The following is a 20,141-nucleotide window of genomic DNA, read 5'->3' on the forward strand; positions in this document are numbered from 1 at the left end:
CTTCGCGGCTCAGCGATCTCATGTCGGTTGCTTGCATGAATCCGAGTTGAGGGTGGTGCAGAAAATTTCAAGTGCGCAAGGGCCGGATCAATAAGCAAAGCAAAAACGGTCAGTTGGGCGTGGGCGTCAACGCTCCTAGAATGGACGAGTCGTCCAATTTTGCCGGGAGCTGTCGTGTTCAGCCGTTTTGCCCAAGGCGCCGCCGTCGGTGCTGTCGCCCTCACCGTCATTAGCGCCATTACCTCCGTCGCCGCCACCGCCCGACATCCCCATCACCGCAACGGAGGCCGGGCATGAGCCAGATTCCCGCCCCGGTGCTCGACCATGTGGTCATCAACGTCAAAGGCGAGCTCGACGCGTCCGTCGACATCTACCGCCGTCTCGGTTTTTCGCTGACCGAACGCGGCCATCACTCGCTCGGCACCAGCAACCATCTGGCCATCTTCGGCGAGAACTACCTCGAACTGCTCGGCTACGAGGCCGGCAAATCGACGGCTCGCCCCGACGTGACGCAGGCGCCGCTCGGTCTCACGGGCCTCGTCTTCAAGACGCAGGACTCGCACGGTCTCTTCAGCGCCCTGCAGGCGCGCAACATCGGCGTGGAAACCCCCGCCGAATTCTTCCGGCCGGTGCGCCTGCCCGACGGCACCACGCAAGAGGCCCGCTTTCGCACCGTGCGTCTGGCCGCTGAACTGGTGCGCAACGGCCGCACGTTCTTTTGCCATCACTTCACGCCGGAGAACGTCTGGCGCGACGAGTGGCGCGATCATCCCAACGGCGTGACGGACATCGTCGGCTTCGTCATCAGCTCGCCGAACCCCGCCGTGACCGCCACGCTGTACGAGCGCGTCTTCGGACCCGGCGTGCTCACGGCCACGGGCTCACAAGGCTATTCGTTCGCCGCCGGTCGCGCACGCGTGCATTTCGTCACACCCGCCGAAGCCGAGCAACGTTTCGGCAAGGTCGAGACGACCGACGATGGCAGCGAGCGCAACGTCGCGCTCATCCTGCGCACCCGCTCGCTCGTGCAGACCCGGGCCACGCTGCGCGAGAACGGCGTGCCATTCACGGCGTCGGGCGAGCGCTCGGTGCTCGTCGCCGCCGCGGACGGCTTTCGCGTGGCACTGCAGTTCGCCGAAGGGGACGCCGCATGAGCACGCAGCCGACCTGGTGGCAGGCGTTCGGCGTCGACTATGGCGACGCCCGGCAACGCTTTCGGCGCGCCGCCGACCACGCGGGCGCGAGCCTCACGACCTACGTTCACCCCAATGCCAAGGCGCCGGACGGCAGCGAGCTCAGCATCGACGTCGCGCGCCTCGGTCCGGCGCACGCACCGCATCAGTTGCTCGCCATCAGCGGCACGCATGGCCTCGAAGGTGGCGCGGGTTCGGCCGTCCAAACCGCATGGCTCGCACACGCGGCCAGCACGTTGCCTTCCGGCGTGGCCGTGACTTTCGTGCACGCGCTCAACCCCTACGGTTTTGCCCACGCCACGCGGACCACGGAAAACAACGTCGACCTGAACCGCAACTTCATCGACCACGCCCGCACGCCGCCGGCCAATGCGCACTACGCGTCGCTGCACGATCATCTGATTCCCGAGGAATGGACGAGCGAGGGTCTGGAAAAAAGCGCCAAGGCCATCGACGCCTTTCGCGAAACGCACGGCGCCGACGCGCTGTTCAACACGCTCGCGAGCGGCCAGTACACCCACGCCGACGGCCTCATCTACGGCGGACGCGCACGGGAATGGTCGAACGTGACACTGCAGACCATCGTCGAGCGCGACCTCGCGCAGGCGCAGCGCATCGGCCTGATCGATTGGCACACCGGCATTGGCGAGTACGGCGAGCCCTTCTTCCTTTGCTTTAACGTCGAGAACAGCGCAGAGCAGCGTGAAGCCGCGCGCTGGTGGGGCGAGCAACGCGTGCTCGATCAACGGCCGCACGGCCTGCGCCGCCCCGACTATCAGGGTCTCGTCTTCCGCGGCGTCGAGCAGTTCGCAAAGGGACGTCCGGTGATCGGCGCAGTCGTGGAATTCGGCACGCGCGGCGCGAACGCCAGCCTCGCGAATCGCCTCGATCAATGGCTGCGCTCACGCGCAGGCGCACAGCCCGACGCCGCGCGCGACCGTCAACTGCGCGCCGACGTGCTCGACGCCTTCGTACCGGTGTCCTCGGTGTGGCGCAACAGCGTGCTCGCGCACGGCCTGCAGATCACGCGGCAGGCGCTGCAGGGACTCGCCACGGCGGCTTAGCGAGGCGCAAGCACGTATGAACGCAAGCCCATGACCGGCTGACGCCCGACCCTGGGCGTCGCGCGGCTGCCAGGGCGGTCCGCGCCGGCGCCACGTTTTCCGTTTTCAACACTGATCGGCGACTGCCCGAGGGCGTCGCTCACCCTGAATCGACCGAGAAACGACTGAGAAACGACTGACAAACGACATGAAAGCCATCGTATTGCGTGAACACGGCGACAACGACGCCCTGAAACTCGAGACCGACTTCCCCGACCCCGTTGCCGGCGAAGGCGAAGTGGTCCTGCGCGTGCGCGCCTCGTCGCTGAACTACCACGACGTATTCACCCGTCGCGGCATGCCCGGCATCAAGCTGCCGTTCCCGGTGATCATCGGGCTGGACGTGGCTGGCGAGATCGCCAGCGTCGGCCCGGGTGTCGAAGGTTGGTCGGTCGGCGATCGCGTGCTCGTCGATCCCATCAACCGCGTCACGGGCGGCCTGGTCGGTGAAACGACCCACGGCGGCCTGGCCGAGCTGTGCCGCGTACCCGCGCATCAACTGGTGCGCCTGCCCGACGCTGTCTCGTTCGACGCCGCCGCCGCCCTGCCCGTGGCCTACGGCACCGCGCTGCGCATGATGCACCGCATCGGCCAGATCAAGGCCGGTGAACGTGTGCTGATTCTCGGCGCAAGCGGCGGCGTGGGCGTGTGCGCCGTGCAACTGGCGAAGCTCGCCGGCGCGCATGTGATCGCCTGCGCGGGTTCGCGCGAGAAGGGCGAGCGTCTGCGCGAGCTTGGCGCGCACGACATCATCCACTACACCGAGGAAGACTTCGTGGAAGTCGTGCGGGCCCGCTACGGCAAGGCCGCGCGCCGCCGCGGCGCGGCCGAGAACGGCGGTGTCGACGTGGTGGTGAACTTCACCGGCGGCGACACGTGGACGCGCTCGCTGCGCACCCTGCGCCAGGGCGGACGCGTGCTCACCTGCGGCGCCACGGCGGGCTTCGATCCCAAGGAAGACCTGCGCTTCATCTGGACGTTCGAGCTGCAGATCCGCGGCTCGAACGGCTGGGAGCGCGAAGACCTCCACGAACTGCTCGAACTCGTTGCCAGCGGCAAGCTGCGCGTGCTGATCGACAAGAAGTGGCCGTTGGAACATGGCGCGCAAGCCCTCGCGACGCTGGAGAACCGCCAGGTCATCGGCAAGGTGCTGGTGGCCGCATGAGCACGTCCGTCCAGCCCCTTCGCGCCGAACAGGTCCAGCAGGCGTTCGACAAGTCGTCGTTCATCGCGTGGCTCGGCCTGCGTGTGACGGCGCTCGATCACGACGCACAAACCCTCGACGTGCGCGTGCCGTTCCAGCCGGCCTTCGAGCGCGGCGCGGGTACGCGCCAGTGGCACGGCGGCCCGCTCGCGGCGGTCATCGACACGGTCGGCGACTTCGCCGTGGGCATGCTCGTCGGCCGCGGGCTGCCGACCGTCAACTTCCGTGTGGACTACCTGAGACCGGCCGTCGACACCGATCTGCGCGCCGTGGCGCGCGTGCGCCGGCTCGGCAAGAGCATCGGTGTCGCGGACGTCGATCTTTTCAATGACCAGGGCGCGCTCGTGGCGATCGGCCGGGCGAGCTACGCCACGCTGGCGCCCGCCTGACGCGCCGGACATTCGCTGGGGTTTCATCGCCAAGACGTTGCAAGGCACTCGCGCGCACGCACGGGTGCCCAGCCTTACCGGAGTTCATCATGCGTAAATCACGGGGCCTTTCCCGACGTCAGTTCCTCTATCGCAGCGCGGGCGGCGCCCTGGCCGCCTCCACGACACTGGCCGGCGCCGCCGGATGGCTTGTCTCGCCCACGCGCGCCAATGCCGCCGGCGCGACCAATGCCGGCGGCGCAGGCACGATCACGGGCGGGACACCACGCCGCGGCGGCACGCTCGTGGCCAGTTGGGGCGGCCTCGAGCCGCAGGCGCTGTTCGTGCCGGGCGGCGGCGGCTCCAGCCCGTTCATGACCTCGACGAAGATCCTCGAGCGGCTGCTCAAGATCGACGAGAAGCTCGCCTTCCAGCCGGTGCTCGCCACCGACGTGCGCGCCTCGGGCGACTTCAGGACCTACACCGTCTCGCTGCGCAAGAACGTGCTATGGCACGACGGCAAGCCCTTTACCGCGGACGACGTCGTCTATAACGTGCAGGAACACTGGAAGCCGATCTCGGCCGGCGTCGCGCTCAAGGCGCTCAAGCGTGTGAGCGCGCTCGACGCTCACACCGTGAAACTGGAATTCTCCACGCCGGTGCCGGAGTTCTTCTTCAAGTCGATCCTGGCGGGTCAATACCAGGTGCTCGTGCCCAAACACCTCTATGCGGGCAAGGACATCATCACGAACCCGCTCAACAACGCGCCGGTCGGCACCGGGCCGTGGAAGTACGGCCAGTGGGTGCGCGGCAGCCACGTCGCCTACTCGCGCAACGAGCAGTACTGGAACAATGCGCAGCCGTATCCGGACAAGCTGATCATTCGCTGGTGGAGCGATCCGGCGTCGCGCTCGGCCGCACTGGAAACGGGTGAACTCGCGGTGGCGTTCTCCAACCCGGTGCCGGCGCGCGACATCGACCGTCTCGTGAAGACGGGCAAGATCGCGGTGGAGACGAAGGGCTACGAAAACGCCGCGTGGGCGGTCACCATCGAATTCAATCAGCGACGCGAGCACGTCAGGCGACGCGAGGTGCGTCAGGCGATCCTGCATGCCATCGACCGCAAGTTCATCATCGACACGATCTACTTCGGGCGCGGCAAGCCCGCCGTCTCGCCGATTTTCCGCAGCAATCCGCTGTTCTTCACCGACGACGTGCCGAAATACCCGTTCGACCCCGCCAAGGCGCGCGCGCTGCTCGACGCCGCAGGCCTGCCCCGCAAGAACGGCTCGCGCTTCACGGTCAACCTTGTTGCCGCCGCCTGGTTCGAGGAGAACGCAAAGCTCGGTCAGTACGTGAAACAGGCGCTGCAGGACATCGGCATCACCGTGAAGCTCGACTCGCTCGACCGGGCCACGTCGCTCAAGCGCATCTACGGCGACTACGACTACGACATCGCCATCTCGAACTTCACCGCCCCGCTCGAACTCGTGCCAGTGGTCACGCAGTTCTACACGACGGACGGCATTGTCAAGGGCGCGGCGTTTCGCAACGCCACCGGCTATTCAAACCCGGCGATGGACGCGCTCGTCGATCGCCTGACGGTGGAGACGGACAACGCGAAGCGAATAACGCTCGCCCATGATTTCGCGCGCCTTGCCTCGACCGACGTGCCGCACGTGCCGCTTGTGGAAATGGAATCGTTCACGCTCTCGCGCACCAACGTGCGGCGCGCGACGACCAGCGCCAACGTGCAGGGCGACGCGCTGGCCGACGTGTGGCTCGCGTAAGGCGGGAGGCGACTGTCATGGTGACGCGTCTGTTGTTGCGCCGGGTGCTGCAAGCCGTGCCGCTGCTGCTCGGTGTGATCGTCATGAACTTCTGCCTGATCCAGTCGGTGCCCGGCACACTGCTCGACGTGATGACCGCCGAGCAGCAGGTCACCGACCCGGCGCTGATCGAGCGGCTGCGCGTGACTTACGGCATGGACAAGCCGCTGTGGCAGCAACTGCTGCACTACATCAACGCGGTGGCACATCTCGATCTCGGCTACTCGTACCGCCACAACCTGCCGGTGTTCGACGTGATCGTGGCGCATCTGCCCGCCACGCTCGTGCTGATGCTGGCAAGTCTGGCCATCGCCGTGCTCGTGGGCGTGAGCGCCGGCGTCGTCGCTGCCGTGAACGTGAATACGTGGCGCGACACGCTCGTGTCCGTTGCCGCCGTGGTGTGCTTTGCCGCACCGAGTTTCTGGCTCGGCATCATGCTGATCATCCTGTTCTCGGTGAAGCTCGGCTGGGCGCCGGTGGGCGGCATGACCACGATCGGCATGGACTATGGCACGGGCCTCGCCGGCGTGTGGCGCGCCACGCTCGACGTGCTCCACCACCTGGCGCTGCCCGCGCTCACGCTCGGCCTTTTCTATGCGGCGACGTATGCCCGCGTGATGCGCGCGTCCATGCTCGAAGTGGCGCGCCAGGATCACGTGCGCACCGCGCTGGCGAAGGGGCTCACGCGCCGCACCGTGATCATGCGGCACATGGTGCGCAACGCCATGCTGCCCGTAGTCACGCTGCTCGGCCTGCAACTCGGCACGGTGCTCGGCGGCAGCATCGTCGTGGAAGCGGTCTTCAGCTGGCCCGGCATCGGGGGCGTGCTCTTCGACAGTGTCATGAGTCGCAACTACCCGGTCGTGCTCGGGCTGCTGGTGCTCAGCTCGGCCCTGGTCATCGTCGCGAACATCGCCGTCGATCTGATCTACACGCGGCTCGACCCACGCATACGAACTCAGGCGCCGTGATGTCGCCGGCGCGCCCCGTGCACGCCATCCGTTTTCCCATTGCTCCACCGTAACGAACCGTTTTTTCCCATGACGTCTTCCGCCGAACCTGTACTCGACGCGCTCCGTCCGGGCCGTGGCGCCGCCTCGCTTCGCGACGGGCGGCGCCGCCCCCGCGCGTGGCGGCAATTCACGCGACACGGCGGCGCCGTGGCCGGCGCGGCGCTGCTCACCCTCATCACCGTGGTCGCGCTATGCGCGAACTGGTGGTATCCGGGCGATCCGCTGCGTATCGTGGCCGCGCCGGAGATCTGGCCGTTCGAGCAATGGCAATACCCGCTTGGCACCGACGCGCTCGGGCGCGACATCGCCGCCCAGCTCGCGCACGGTGCGCGAGCCACGCTCCTCATCGGCATTACCGCCAGTGTCGCGGCCACGCTCATCGGTGTGTCGATCGGCGCGCTCGCCGCATGGTGGGGCGGGTGGATCGACGAAGTGCTCATGCGCCTGACGGAGTTGTTCCAGATCGTGCCGAACGTCGTCTTCGTGCTCACGGTCGTCGCGATTCTCGGCCCGCGCATCGAGAACACGGTGCTCGCCGTGGCCCTGGTGTCGTGGCCTGCCATCGCGCGCCTCACACGGGCGGAGTGCCTGTCGTTCAAGTCGCGCGAGTTCGTGCAGGCATGCCGCACCGTCGGCCTGTCGCCATGGCGAATCGCGCTGCGCGAGGTGCTGCCCAATGCGCTGCCGCCGGTGCTCGTGATGGGAACACTCGTGGTGGCCGGCGCGATTCTGTACGAATCGGTCGTGTCGTTTCTCGGGCTCGGCGATCCGAACGTGGCGAGCTGGGGCCGCCAGATCGGGGAAGGCCGCACGCTCATCCGCTCATCCTGGTATCTGTGCGCGGAGCCCGGCGTGGCCATCATGCTCGCCGTGCTCGCGCTCAACCTCGTGGGCGACGGCCTGAACGACGCGCTGAACCCTTCGCTGCGCAAGCGCTGAACACGCCTCGCGCCAGTTTCACGACTCCCTCATCACCCGACCGAATCTCATGACTCACCGCTGGCACAACCTCGGCGACCTCATCGACCGAACGCTCGATCTGAACGCCACCGCGATCGTCGATCTGCGCGACGGCAAGCTGCCGCATCGCTATACCCACGCCGACATCGACCGGCTCGCCGGCGGCGTGGCCGCCCTATTGCGCGACCGGCGCCTGCCGCCCGGCGCCCACGTGGCCATCGCCTCGCTCAACCGGGCCGAGTATCTGATCGCCTACTTCGGCATCATGCGTGCGGGCTACGTCGCCGTGCCGATCAACATCAAGCAGTCGCGCGAAATCCTCGATTACGTGATCGACGACGCCGGCATCTCGCTCGCGTTCGTCGACGGTGCACGCCGCGAAGCATTCGCCTCGCGCGTGCCGGTCATCGATTTCGACGACGACGGTCCCGGGGGTTTCACCGCGCAGGTCCGGCCGACCGACTTCGAATCCGTGCGTCCCGCGCACGACGACATTGCCCAGATGCTCTACACGTCCGGCTCCACCGGCAAACCCAAGGGCGTGCCGCTCACGCACGCCGGGCAGCTCTGGGCGCTTGGGGCGACGCACGTCGCGCCGGAAGATCCGTCGGCCGAGCGCTATCTGCTCGCGCAACCGCTGTTTCACATGAACGGGCTCTTCATGGCCAAGCGCGCCTTCGCGGCGAATGCTTCGCTCGTGATATTGCCGTCGTTCGACGTGGCCTCGTATGTCGATGCGCTGGAGCTTTATCGCATCACCGTGCTCACCGCCGTGCCCACGATGTTCGCGCGGCTCGTCAAGGACCCGCAGACGCTGGCGGGCCGCGACGTCTCGTCGCTGCGGCGCGTGATGCTCGGCTCCGCGCCGATGAGCGCCGCGCTCCTCGCCCGAATCCAGGCCGCATTCCCGCACACGCATATCCATCACGGCTACGGCACGACCGAAGCCGGCCCGAGCATCTTCGGCCCGCACCCCGATGGCATTGCGCTGCCGCCGCTCGCCCTGGGCTATCCGCTCTCGCCGGACGCCGTCAAGCTCGTCGACGGAGCGGACGCCGATCACGGCGTACTGTGCATGCGCAACCCTGCCGTGATGCGCGGCTATCACCGTTTGCCGGAAAAGTCGGCGCAGGTGCTCAAGGACGGCTGGTACTACAGCGGCGACGTGATGCGGCGCGACGCGAACGGCTTCTTCTATTTCGTGGGGCGCGCGGACGACATGTTCGTCTGCGCCGGCGAGAACATCTATCCCGTGGAAGTGGAAAAGCTGCTCGAGGCGCACCCCGAAGTGCGCCAGGCGAGCGTTGTGCCGCTGCCCGACGAGGAACGTGCCGCCGTGCCGGTCGCCTTCGTCGTGCGGCAGCCGGGCAGCACGCTCGGCGTCGACGCCCTCAAGCAGCATGCGCTCGCCAATGGTCCCGCGTATCAGCATCCGCGACGCGTGGCGTTCGTTGCCGAACTGCCATGGGCCGGCACCAACAAGGTCGACCGTCACGCGCTGCTGGAACAGGCGCGCAAGCTCGAAGCCGAGCACGGCTGGAGCGATGACCGAAGCCACACATCCGTCCTCTGCGGAGCCCGCGCCTCATGAATCTTCTGCCTGAATCTCGCGACCCGATCCGTCTCGACGGCAAAGTCGCCCTCGTCACCGGCGCCAGCCGCGGCATCGGTCGTGCCATCGCTATCGCGCTGGCCGCGCGCGGCGCAACCGTCGCCGTGCACTACAACGCCGCGCAAGACGACGCCGAGACGCTCGTCGCAGCGCTGCACGCGAACGGATCGCGCGCGTTTGCGGTGCGCGCGGACCTGGCCTCGCCCGACGGCGCGCTCGCGCTCATCGAGCGCTTCACCGGCGCACTCGCCGCGCACCATTTGCCGCCGCGGTTCGACATTCTCGTGAACAACGCGGGTGTGGGCCTGCGTGCGCGCATCGACGCCGTGACGCCCGAAGCGTTCGACCGCGTCTTGCAGGTCAATCTCAAGTCGCCGTTCTTTCTGATCCAGCACGCGCTTGCCTGCCTGCGCGACGGCGGGCGCATCGTGAACGTGTCGTCGATGGGCACCCGGGCGGCATATCCCGAGATGAGCGTCTACGCGCCCGCGAAAGCGGGTCTGGAAGCGCTGACCCGGCTGCTCGCCGCCGATCTCGGCGCGCGCGCCATCACGGTCAACGCCGTGCTGCCCGGTGCGACGGCCACGGATCTGAATCGCCGCGCGAGCGACCCCGTCGAGCGCGAAGTCATCGCAAAAACCGTAGCGCTCGGCCGTGTGGGCGAGCCGCGCGACATCGCCGACATCGTGGCGTTTCTCGCCAGCGACGCCGCCCGCTGGATCACCGGCCAGTCGCTCGACGCGAGCGGCGGTCAGCGCCTCTGAACGTGCGGTTGGCCGCCGCCTTCACGGACTTGCATCATGACGACACTGCTCGACGTCCAACACCTCACTCTCGATCTGCCTGCCGGGGCGGACCGCCCGCACGCGCTTCACGACGTGTCGTTCTCCCTCGCACGCGGCGAAATTCTTTGCATGGTCGGAGAAAGCGGTTCGGGCAAGTCGATGACCGCGAGCACGCTGCTCGGATTGCTGCCGCCGGGTGTGCGCGTGAGCGCGGGGCGCGCGGCCTGGCACGGCGAAGGGAATCTGCTGGCGCTGCCCGAAGCGCAGCGTCGCCGCTGGCGCGGCGCGCGCATCGGCATGATCTTCCAGGAACCGATGACGGCGCTCAATCCGTTGCGCACCATCGGCGATCAGATCGCCGAGGTCTATCGCACGCACACGCGCCTGTCCGGCAGCGCGATTCGCGCGCGCACCCTGGAATGGCTGGAGGCGGTGCATATCCCGTCGCCGCCCGACGCCGCCAAACGTTATCCGCACGAACTGTCGGGCGGCCAGCGCCAGCGCGCGATGATCGCGATGGCGCTCGCCCTCGAGCCGGAGCTGCTCATCGCCGACGAGCCGACCACCGCACTCGACGTGACCACGCAAGCGCAAATCCTCGCGCTCATTCGCGAACTCCAGCAGCGCAAGGACACGGGCGTGCTGTTCATCACGCACGACTTCGGCGTGGTGGCCGAGATCGCCGACCGGGTCGCAGTGATGCGGCACGGCGAGATCGTGGAGCAAGGCCCGGCGCAAACGCTGCTCACCCGGCCTTCGCACGAGTACACGCGAGCGCTGATCGCGGCGGTGCCGGCGTTGCCCCGGCCGGGTCCGGCGACGTCCGGCGTGTCAGGCGTGTCCGGCGTGCCGGACGCGTCGGGCATGCCCCGCCGCGAGAGCAGCGGCACGCCGGCGGTGCTGCGTGTCGAGCAGGTGCGCAAGACGTACCGGCGCCATGGCTGGCCCGGCAAGGCGCAGGCACACACGGCCGCGTTGCGCGACGTGAGCCTGGAAGTCGGCGCAGGCAAGACGCTGGGCATCGTCGGCGAAAGTGGGTCGGGCAAGTCGACGCTCGCGCGCGCGATCCTTCGGCTGATGACGCCTGACGCCGGACGCATCCTCTATCGCGACGCCGACCTTGCCGCCGGTACGCTCAGCGCCGAAGCGCGCCGAGCGGCCCTCGACATCCAGATGGTGTTCCAGGACCCGTTCAGTTCACTCAACCCGCGACGCCGTGTGGGCGACATCGTCACGCAAGGGCCCATCGCACGCGGCGAGCCGCCCCGCGAGGCACGGGCGCACGCACGTGAGCTGTTCGAGCTGGTGGGCCTGAGCGCCGACGCGCTGGATCGCTTCCCGCACGAATTCTCCGGCGGTCAGCGACAGCGCATCGGGCTCGCGCGCGCGCTCGCGATGCGCCCGCGCGTGCTGGTGGCGGACGAACCCGTCTCCGCCCTCGACGTCTCCGTGCAAGCGCAGGTGCTGCGCCTGCTCGCGCGGCTGAAGACGGAACTGGGCCTGTCGATGATCTTCATCACGCATGATCTGCGCGTCGCCGCGCAGCTGTGCGACTCGCTCGCCGTCATGAAATCGGGCAGCGTAGTCGAGTACGGCGACACGGCGTCGATCTTCCGCGCGCCGTCACATCCGTACACGCGCGCACTGCTCGACGCGATTCCGGGGCGGCGTCACGAAGACGCGCGCGCTCGCACCGCGGCATGAACGACATGAGCGACATGAGCGACGTGAGCGGCACATGAGCGGCAGGGGCAGTGGGCATGCGCCAGCTACTTTCTTAGCTCGGCAATGGAAAAATAGGGAAGCCACGTGCCCGCACTGGAGAGGCTCGCGAACACCTGCTCCTTGGTTTGCTGCAGGAAGGTCTCGATATGCCGGCGGGCGAGCGCTTCGGCGCGCGCGCCATTGCCGGCCGCGAACGCCTCGATGATGCCCTCGTGGTCGTGTTCGATGCCGGGGCGCACGCCCTGCACGCCGAAGCCGAGTGACACGAGCCGGGCCATGTCGTCCATCAGGCCGGCCAGCGTGCGGTATAGCCGCGCATTGCCGCTCGCGGCCGCGATCGTCAGGTGAAACTTGCGGTTGGTGTGCAGGAACCACGCGATCTGGTGGCCGATGGGCTTGTGGGCGTAAGGCGCTTCGCAGGCCTCGTCCAGCCGCGCGAGCAATTCGGTGTCGACGTTGCCGCACGCAAGCCGCGCCGCCATCGGCTCGAGCTGTGCGCGCAGGGTGAAGATTTCCTCGACGTCCGCCAACGTGATCGGCGAGATGCGATACCCCTGACGCGGGATCGCTCGCGCGAAGCCTTCGTGCACGAGCCGCACCAGCGCCACCCGGCAACTGGTGCGCGCGATGCCGTAGCGGCGCATGAGCTCGGCCTCGCTCACGATGGCGCCGGGCATGATCGCGCAAGTCAGGACATCGTGCCGGATGCGCTCGTAAGCGTCGTCGCCGCGCGCGGTGGCGGCGGCGTCTTCACTCGCGCGCAAGTCGCTCGTCATGATGTCAGTACCCCCGCGCAGCGTCGTAGACGAACGGCAGCGGCGCGCCGCGCAAATGCGCGCCAAGGACGTTGGCCACCTGCCGGGCGCGAGCGGCATACGACACCGTCGATGCGATGTGCGGCGTCACGAGCACCTTGGGATGGCGGCGCAGCGCATCGTCCGGCGGCAGTGGCTCGATGTCGAAGACATCGACCACGGCCCAGCGCAGGCGTCCGCTGTCGAGGGCGTCAAGGAGCGCATGACGATCGAGGTGCGCGCCGCGTCCCACCTGAATGAGGCTGGCGCCCGCGGGCAGGCGCGCGAAGAGGCGGCGGCCGAGAATGCCGCGCGTGGCCGGCGTATCGGGCAGGAGGTTGACCAGGATGTCCGTCTGCGCGAGCAACGCGTCGAGTTGCCCTTCCCCCGAGAACACCGGCACGTTCTCCGCCGGCTTCGCCGTGCGCGTCCAGCCGTTCACCCGAAAGCCGTTGGCGCGCAGCCTCGCCGCCACTGCACGGCCCAGCTCGCCGAGTCCGAGCACACTCACGCGGGTGTCACGCGCGAGGCGCCCGGTAAGGTCGCAGGCCCACTGGCCGTCGCGTTGTGCGGCCACGAGCGCGGGCATGTCGCGCACGATGGCCAGCGCCGACAGGGTGACGAAGTCGCTCATGCGCTCGCGCGTCTCCTCGGTGACCATGCGGACGATCGGCACGTTGGGCGGCAGCTTCGGATCGGCGAGAATGTGATCGACGCCCGCGGCCGCGCTCAGGATCAGACGCAGCCGGGGATAGCGAGCGAGGCGCCCCGGGTCGGGTTGCCAGACGAGCGCATACCTGACATTGCGCGCATCGACGAACGGGTCGTCCCATCCGCACACGCGCAGACCAGGCATCAGCCGCGCAAAGTGGTGCTGCCATTCGGGCAATGCGGCGGCGCCGCCCGACTTGATCAATAACGTATCGCCTTGCATGACTTCAGGAGTGGCGCCTCGCGACAACGCGCGAGGGCTTCGGGAGAGAGAGCGGCCTCTCATGCTACCGGCCGCTTCCCGGCCGGCTAAGCATTTCTTATCGAATAGCTTATGAATGCACCGCGCAAATGTACGTGGCGTCCGGGCATAAGCGGCGACGCCCGCGCCCGGCTCTCGTCCGGCGAGAAAATTTCGGAAAATTTCCCCCGGCTTTCCCTGCGACCGGGACGGATCTTCATCCGACGGGGAACGCCGCCCGGCGGGCGTGATCGCCATGCTGCACAGCAACAATTCCGTCGATTGTTTCCATATTCACAATAATGGATCTGGCGCCCGGGCATTGTGCGGTCCCGCCCATACCCGCTATAGTGGCCCCGCCCCCGCGACGCGAGGCTCCGCCAATGAGACCCGGTGTGAACCGGATATGACGGCGGGCGTTGCGCGTCGTGTTGCAAACGTAGTCAACGCGGTGCCCCCATCGCCAGTAGAAATGAAAGAGACAGCTACACTCAACGCCGAAATCGGCGCCAAGCCCCCCACCCCCGAAGAAGTCCGCAAGCGCGTGTTCGCGATCGTCGCGGCATCGTCGGGCAATCTGGTCGAGTGGTTCGACTTCTATATCTATGCGTTCTGCGCGATCTATTTCGCGCCGGCGTTCTTCCCCAGCTCGGATCCGACCGCGCAGCTACTCAACACGGCCGGCGTGTTCGCCGCGGGCTTTCTCATGCGCCCCATCGGCGGCTGGCTGTTCGGCCGTATTGCCGATCGCAACGGCCGCAAGAACTCGATGGTCATCTCGGTGATGATGATGTGCTTCGGCTCGCTGCTCATCGCCGCGCTGCCCACGCACGCGAGCATCGGCAACTGGGCGCCCGCGCTGCTGCTCTTGGCGCGTCTGCTGCAAGGCCTGTCGGTCGGCGGCGAGTACGGCACCACGGCCACTTACATGAGTGAAGTGGCGCTCAAGGGCCGCCGCGGCTTCTTCTCGTCGTTCCAGTACGTCACCCTCATCGGCGGCCAGCTACTCGCCGTGCTGGTGGTCGTGATTCTCCAGCAACTGCTGGACGAGGCCGAGCTCAAGGCATGGGGCTGGCGCATTCCGTTCGTGGTCGGCGCGATCACGGCCGTGGTCGCGCTGCTGCTGCGTCGCACGCTGCACGAAACGTCGACGACGGCGAGCCGCACCAATCGCGAAGCCGGTACGCTCGCGGGCCTGTTCCGCCATCACAAGGCGGCGTTCTTCACGGTGCTGGGCTATACCGCGGGCGGCTCGCTGATCTTCTACACGTTCACGACGTACATGCAGAAGTACCTGGTCAACACGGCCGGCATGCCGATCAAGACGGCCAGCTACGTCATGACGGGCTGTCTGTTCGTCTACATGTGCATGCAGCCGCTCTTTGGCATGCTCTCGGACCGCATCAGCCGCCGCAACAACATGCTGCTCTTCGGCGCGCTCGGCGCGATCGCCACGGTGCCGATCCTCACCGCGCTCAAGACCGTGCACAGCCCGGTCGCCGCCTTCGTGCTGATCTGCGTGGCGCTGGCGATCGTGAGCTTCTACACGTCGATCAGCGGCATCGTGAAGGCCGAGATGTTCCCGACGGAAGTGCGCGCCCTGGGCGTGGGTCTGGCCTACGCCGTCGCCAATGCGATCTTCGGCGGTTCGGCCGAATACGTGGCGCTGGGGCTGAAGAAGGCCGGCATGGAGCCGACGTTCTACTGGTATGTCACCGGCATGATGGTGATCGCATTCCTCGTGAGTCTGCGTCTGCCGCGCGAAGCCAGGTATCTGCATCACGAACACTGATCGTGGCGGCCGGGCGGCAAGGCGCATGGCCGAGCCTGCCCGGCGAGCGCGCGGGCGTCAGGCGTCGTCCCCCGAGGCCTGGCGCGTGCTCTGCCAGATCGCGTCGAGCACCGGATGCGGTTGATGGCGGCGGCGGTACAGCGCAATGTCGAAGCCGATCTGCCAGTCCTTGCCGCCGACGATGGCGAGCGTGCCGCGCGCGACGTCGTCCGCCACGAGGCGCTGCGGCAGCCAGGCAATGCCGGCGCCGCGGCGCGCCATTGCGAGAATCGCCTCATACGAATCGGCCTGATAGACGGGCCTGAGCGTGGGCCGGTTCGGCATTTCGGCGAGGTGGCGCGCGAGCACCGCGCGCAGTGTGAGCGTGCGCGTGAACGCCAGCCATGGAATCGGCGTCGGCCCGGCCGCCAGCCGGTATTTGGCGCGTCCCTGGGCGTCGAGGGCGCTGACCGGCACCAGCACCTCGCGCGCCACGCTCAACCAGTCGAAACGGTCCTGATCGATGAGCAGCCGCGTGTGCGCGCTGGAATAGACGATCAGCAGATCGACTTCGCCGGCGGCGAGCCGCAGAATCGCCTGCTCCGCGCCGCCGGTGGACAGCGTGGCGGTGAAGGCGCCGATGCGCGCCACGGTTTGGTCGTACCAGTCCGGGAAAAACGTGGCGGCGAGCGTGCGGCCCGTGGCGATCTTCAGGTTGTTTTCGAGCGTGGGCGCGGCGTCCTGCAATTGGGTGCGGGCGCTGTGAAGGATGTCGAGCGCGTTGGTGGCCGCGTCGAGAAAGACGGTGCCGGCGGCGGTGAGCTCGAGCGGCTTCGTGCGCTCGATGAGTCGGGTGCCGACCCATTCTTCCAGCGCGCGAATGCGCCGGCCGAAGGCCGGATGCGTGACGAAGCGATTCTCGGCCGCCCGCGTGAAACTGCGCGTGCGTGCGAGTTCGACGAAGTCTTCAAGCCATCGCAGTTGCATGCCGTCTCCCCACCGCTCCCCCTGCCGCCGTATTGCGCATGGCCCTCGGCGCGCCGCGCCTGCCATACCCTTTCGGCCCGCAGCGGCGGCCACATTCGGTTGCGCTTACCGTTGCGCTTCCGGTCTCGCCCTTCGCCCGCACTCGCGTCAAGCCTTGGAAAGCGACTTGAGCGCATGCTTGATGCCGTCCGACACGCTCGTGCCTTCGGGCACGGTCTTGACGGCCGCGATCGCTTCCTTGTCGGAATAACCCAACGCGAGCAGTGCGTTGACGACGTCGCTCTTGTGATCATGCGGCGTCGCCGCGCCCGGCACGGTGCCCAGTTGTGCGCCGAGCTTGCCCTTGAGTTCGAGCAGTAGTCGCTCGGCCGTCTTCTTGCCGATGCCCGGGATCTTGGTGAGGCGCCCCGATTCCTGCAGCGTCACGGCCTGCGCGATGTCGGCCACGCTCATGCCGGAGAGGATGGCGAGAGCCGTGCGTGCGCCCACGCCGGAGATCTTGAGCAGTTCGCGAAAGGTGTTGCGTTCGTCGGGCGAGCCAAAGCCGAAGAGCAGCTGCGCGTCTTCGCGCACGATGAACTGGGTGAGCAACGTCACGCGCTCGCCCACGTTGGGCAGGTTGAAGAAGGTGCTCATGGGCACCGAAATTTCGTAGCCCACGCCCTGGCAATCGACCAGGATGTGCGGCGGGTTCTTTTCCAGCAACGTGCCGGAGATGCGGCCAATCATTGACGCCCCGAGAGAGTGACTTCGACAGGCGGCAAGTGTAGCAAACGGCGACGTGGCGGCGCGCTCGGGCAGGTCGCCGCGCCGCCACGGGGGCTCACCCCTGCCCTTCGACGCCCGCGACGGCGTCCCCGGTCGATCGCGTGGCCGCCGCGCGCAGGCACTCGAGCGCCGCCGCGACGGCCGCGCGGTTGGCGCCATCGTCGCGCCAGTACATCGAGATCGCACCGAAGCCGGCCAGACGCAGCGGCACGATGCGCAGCGCGCCGAGCGCTTCGAGCCGTCGAGCGGTTCGGTGCGAGGCCAGACCGATCATGTCGCTGTTGTTGAGCAGCGTGAGATTGAGAATCGTCGAATTCGATTCGACCGTGTCGTTCGGCAGCGGGTATCCCGCCTCACCGAGCGCTGCCTCCAGCGCGTTGCGAATCGGCGTGCCGCGCGGCCACACCACCCACCGATAACGATGAATGTCCGGCCAGTCGACGCTGGCGAGCGAGAAGACGGGGTGCCGGGCGCGGGCGACGAAGTGAAGCGGCTCCAGATACAGCGCCTCGGCGCGCACGTTGCGATCCTGCAGTTCCGGCGCCGAGCGCCCCACGACGATGTCGATCTCGCTGTGCGCGAGCTGGTTCATCAGCCGGTCCATGGTGTTTTCGATGACACGCGCCTGCACGCGCGGCATGCGCTGGAGCAACAGCAGCACCGCGAGCGGCACGGTGTCCGCGGAGGACGCGCCCGACGTGCCGATCGCCACCAGCCCGCTGCCACCCTCGCGCATGGCGTCGAGATCGTCACGCGCCGTGTCGAGCTGCGCCTCGATGCGCCGGGCGTGCTCGATCAGGGCTTCCCCGTAGACCGTGGGGCGCAGGCCGCGCGCCTGACGCTCGAACAACGGCAGGCCGATATCGTCCTCCAGGTCCTTGAGCCACTTCGACAAACCGGGCTGCGTCGTATTGAGCAAAGCCGCGGATTGGCTCATGTTGCCGGTCTCGGCAAGGGTCAGCAGCATCTGCAGATTGCGCAGACGCAGGCGGTGGGTCCAGTCCATGCGCGCTCTCCGGGCACCCGGGGATGCCTTTCAGATCGGTCGATCCATACGATTTTTCGTATGGATTCGATGATTTTTTCATTTCAAAGATTATGTCTCGCCGAGTATAACGCTATCCATAGATCAGCCGGCGGCCCGTTTCCCGGGCCACCCGACTTCATAACCATACGGAGCCATACGGAGACACGCATGTCCGAACGCGCCCCCAGCGCCGAGCGCGCTGCCTACTACGAACACATTGGCCGCAACCACATGGCCCCGCTGTGGGAATCGCTGCATAGCCTCGTGCCGCCCCAGCCGCGCCCGCGCGTGGTGCCGGCGATCTGGAAATACCGCGAGGTGCGCCCGCTGGTGATGGAAGCGGGCAATGTGATCAGCGCCGAAGAGGCCGTGCGCCGCGTGCTCATCCTGCAAAATCCGGGCACGCCAGGCTCGTCGAGCATCACCGGCTCGCTCTATGCGGGCCTGCAACTGATCCTGCCGGGCGAGATCGCGCCGAGCCACCGTCACACGCAATCGGCCCTGCGCTTCATCGTGGAAGGGCGCGGCGCATGGACCGCCGTGAACGGCGAGCGCACGACCATGGCGCCGGGCGACTTCATCATCACGCCGTCGTGGACCTGGCACGACCACGGCAACCCGGCCGACGGCGAGCCGGTCGTGTGGCTCGACGGCCTCGACATTCCGCTCGTGCAGTACTTCGACGCCGGCTTCGCCGAGAACTACCCGCAGGCGCAGCAACCGGTGCAGCGCCCCGAAGGCGACAGCTTCGCGCGCTACGGCTTCAACATGCTGCCGGTGCATCACAAGGTCAGCGACCCGACCTCGCCCATCTTCAGCTACCCGTATGCCCGCTCGCGCGAAGCGCTCGACACGCTGTACCGCAACGGTGAACTCGATCCGTGGGACGGCATCAAGCTGCGCTACGTCAACCCCGCCACCGGCGGCTGGCCGATGCCGACGATGGCCACGTTCATGCAATACCTGCCCGCCGGGTTCCAGGGCAAGACCTATCGCAGCACCGACGCGACGGTGTTCTCGGTCGTGGAAGGCCGCGGCACGGTGCGCATCGGCGACGAGGTGTTCCAGTTCGAGCCGCGCGACCACTTCGTCGTGCCGTCGTGGGCGCCGGTGCAGCTCGCCGCGCTCGAAGACGCGGTGCTGTTCAGCTACTCGGACCGCCCGGTGCTCGCCGCGCTGAACCTGCTGCGGGAGTCGCGCACCTGAGCGCGGCCTCATTGCCCGCCCATCGCGGGCCCGACGAACGCAACGGACGCCACGAACGCCTTCGCTTCATTCATTCACGAACCGGCGTCGCCCCGCATCGGCGACGCCCCAACGTTTCCCTTTTAGTCGAGTCAAACACCATGTCCTTCGTCTTCGCTCCACCCGCCACCGTCGCCATTCCCGTTGCCGGCAGCAACGACCAGTTCGCCGTGCGCCGCGTGTACTGCGTCGGCCGCAACTACGCCGCCCACGCGCGCGAGATGGGCTTCGATCCGGACCGCGAGCCGCCGTTCTTCTTCTGCAAGCCGGCCGACGCCGTGCTCCCCGTCGCCTACGGCGACACGCTGACGCTGAAGTATCCGGCCCAGACGAACAACTACCACTACGAGGCCGAACTGGTGGCCGCGATCGGCAAGGCCGGCTCCGACATCCCGCTCGAGCAGGCGCTCGAGCACGTCTGGGGCTACGCGGTCGGGCTCGACATGACGCGCCGCGATCTGCAGATGAAGATGCGCGAGATGGGCCGGCCGTGGGAAATCGGCAAGGCCTTCGACGCGTCGGCGCCCATCGGCCCGATCCATCCCGCCTCGGTCGTCGGCCACATCGAAAAGGCCGCGATCTCGCTCACGGTCGATGGCGTGCAAAAGCAAAAGAGCGACATCACGCATCTGATCTGGTCGGTCGCGGAAACCGTGTCGTATCTATCGCAGTTCTTCCGCCTGGAGCCGGGCGATCTGATCTACACCGGCACGCCCGAGGGCGTGGGCCCGGTCAAGGCCGGCGAGACGATGGTCACGGCAGTCGAAGGGCTCGGCGAAATCAAGGTGCGCGTGGTCTGAGGTCG

At 67.5% G+C, this 20,141-nt stretch carries 18 protein-coding genes; 13 read left to right on the forward strand and 5 right to left on the reverse strand.

What is annotated here, in order from left to right; genetic code table 11:
- Window positions 1–293: 293 nt before the first annotated feature.
- From CDN36_RS05105 to CDN36_RS05150, 10 genes are all read left to right on the forward strand, one after another.
- Window positions 294–1,154 carry a VOC family protein gene (locus CDN36_RS05105; RefSeq protein ID WP_287496155.1) on the forward strand — a complete coding sequence of 287 codons (861 nt, stop codon included), beginning with the start codon at window positions 294–296 and terminating at the stop codon, window positions 1,152–1,154.
- Window positions 1,151–2,257 carry a M14 family metallopeptidase gene (locus CDN36_RS05110; protein WP_287496156.1) on the forward strand — a complete coding sequence of 369 codons (1,107 nt, stop codon included), beginning with the start codon at window positions 1,151–1,153 and terminating at the stop codon, window positions 2,255–2,257. The genes CDN36_RS05105 and CDN36_RS05110 overlap by 4 nt, the downstream gene beginning before the upstream one ends.
- Before the next feature lie 187 nt (window positions 2,258–2,444).
- The gene (locus CDN36_RS05115; protein WP_287496157.1) at window positions 2,445–3,461 is read left to right on the forward strand and encodes a quinone oxidoreductase family protein; all 1,017 of its coding nucleotides are present in this window, start codon (window positions 2,445–2,447) and stop codon (window positions 3,459–3,461) included.
- Entirely contained in the window at window positions 3,458–3,889 is a 432-nt protein-coding gene (locus CDN36_RS05120; protein WP_150553757.1) for a PaaI family thioesterase, read from the forward strand. The genes CDN36_RS05115 and CDN36_RS05120 overlap by 4 nt, the downstream gene beginning before the upstream one ends.
- Window positions 3,890–3,978: 89 nt before the next feature.
- Window positions 3,979–5,658 (forward strand): ABC transporter substrate-binding protein, encoded by a 1,680-nt coding sequence (locus CDN36_RS05125; RefSeq protein WP_287496158.1) that lies wholly within the window; start codon window positions 3,979–3,981, stop codon window positions 5,656–5,658.
- Between the two features lie 17 nt (window positions 5,659–5,675).
- On the forward strand, window positions 5,676–6,668 hold the full coding sequence (locus CDN36_RS05130) for an ABC transporter permease (protein ID WP_287496159.1): 993 nt from the start codon (window positions 5,676–5,678) through the stop codon (window positions 6,666–6,668).
- 69 nt (window positions 6,669–6,737) lie between these two features.
- A complete protein-coding gene (locus CDN36_RS05135; RefSeq protein ID WP_287496160.1) occupies window positions 6,738–7,649 on the forward strand; it encodes an ABC transporter permease in 912 nt (303 codons plus the stop codon).
- Between the two features lie 49 nt (window positions 7,650–7,698).
- Window positions 7,699–9,261, forward strand: a complete 1,563-nt coding sequence (locus CDN36_RS05140; RefSeq protein WP_287496161.1) for a class I adenylate-forming enzyme family protein — start codon at window positions 7,699–7,701, stop codon at window positions 9,259–9,261.
- Entirely contained in the window at window positions 9,258–10,046 is a 789-nt protein-coding gene (locus tag CDN36_RS05145) for an SDR family oxidoreductase (protein WP_287496162.1), read from the forward strand. The genes CDN36_RS05140 and CDN36_RS05145 overlap by 4 nt, the downstream gene beginning before the upstream one ends.
- Before the next feature lie 36 nt (window positions 10,047–10,082).
- Entirely contained in the window at window positions 10,083–11,771 is a 1,689-nt protein-coding gene (locus tag CDN36_RS05150) for an ABC transporter ATP-binding protein (RefSeq protein WP_287496163.1), read from the forward strand.
- Window positions 11,772–11,836: 65 nt separating this feature from the next.
- On the opposite strand, the gene CDN36_RS05155 is transcribed toward CDN36_RS05150, so the two are convergent.
- Both CDN36_RS05155 and CDN36_RS05160 read right to left on the reverse strand, forming a co-directional pair.
- Window positions 11,837–12,568, reverse strand: coding sequence for a GntR family transcriptional regulator (locus tag CDN36_RS05155; protein WP_287496164.1), 732 nt, complete (start codon window positions 12,566–12,568; stop codon window positions 11,837–11,839).
- Window positions 12,569–12,572: 4 nt separating this feature from the next.
- On the reverse strand, window positions 12,573–13,520 hold the full coding sequence (locus CDN36_RS05160; protein ID WP_287496165.1) for a 2-hydroxyacid dehydrogenase: 948 nt from the start codon (window positions 13,518–13,520) through the stop codon (window positions 12,573–12,575).
- 490 nt (window positions 13,521–14,010) lie between these two features.
- Here CDN36_RS05160 and CDN36_RS05165 point away from each other — a divergent pair, with 490 nt between their 5' ends.
- Window positions 14,011–15,330, forward strand: a complete 1,320-nt coding sequence (locus tag CDN36_RS05165) for an MFS family transporter (protein ID WP_287496166.1) — start codon at window positions 14,011–14,013, stop codon at window positions 15,328–15,330.
- A gap of 57 nt (window positions 15,331–15,387) precedes the next feature.
- Here the strand turns inward: CDN36_RS05165 and CDN36_RS05170 are convergent, their stop codons facing one another.
- From CDN36_RS05170 to CDN36_RS05180, 3 genes are all read right to left on the reverse strand, one after another.
- On the reverse strand, window positions 15,388–16,296 hold the full coding sequence (locus CDN36_RS05170) for a LysR family transcriptional regulator (protein ID WP_287496167.1): 909 nt from the start codon (window positions 16,294–16,296) through the stop codon (window positions 15,388–15,390).
- A 147-nt stretch (window positions 16,297–16,443) separates the two neighbouring features.
- Window positions 16,444–17,025, reverse strand: coding sequence for a Holliday junction branch migration protein RuvA (gene ruvA / locus CDN36_RS05175; RefSeq protein WP_150553768.1), 582 nt, complete (start codon window positions 17,023–17,025; stop codon window positions 16,444–16,446).
- A gap of 94 nt (window positions 17,026–17,119) precedes the next feature.
- Window positions 17,120–18,070, reverse strand: a complete 951-nt coding sequence (locus CDN36_RS05180) for a LysR family transcriptional regulator (protein ID WP_150553769.1) — start codon at window positions 18,068–18,070, stop codon at window positions 17,120–17,122.
- Between the two features lie 189 nt (window positions 18,071–18,259).
- Here CDN36_RS05180 and gtdA point away from each other — a divergent pair, with 189 nt between their 5' ends.
- Window positions 18,260–19,297 carry a gentisate 1,2-dioxygenase gene (gtdA, locus tag CDN36_RS05185; RefSeq protein ID WP_287496168.1) on the forward strand — a complete coding sequence of 346 codons (1,038 nt, stop codon included), beginning with the start codon at window positions 18,260–18,262 and terminating at the stop codon, window positions 19,295–19,297.
- A gap of 140 nt (window positions 19,298–19,437) precedes the next feature.
- Window positions 19,438–20,136, forward strand: a complete 699-nt coding sequence (locus tag CDN36_RS05190; RefSeq protein ID WP_150553771.1) for a fumarylacetoacetate hydrolase family protein — start codon at window positions 19,438–19,440, stop codon at window positions 20,134–20,136.
- Window positions 20,137–20,141: the final 5 nt, after the last annotated feature.

It is taken from the genome of Pandoraea sp. CB10b_02, assembly GCF_002216225.1.
Lineage (GTDB): Bacteria > Pseudomonadota > Gammaproteobacteria > Burkholderiales > Burkholderiaceae > Pandoraea > Pandoraea nosoerga.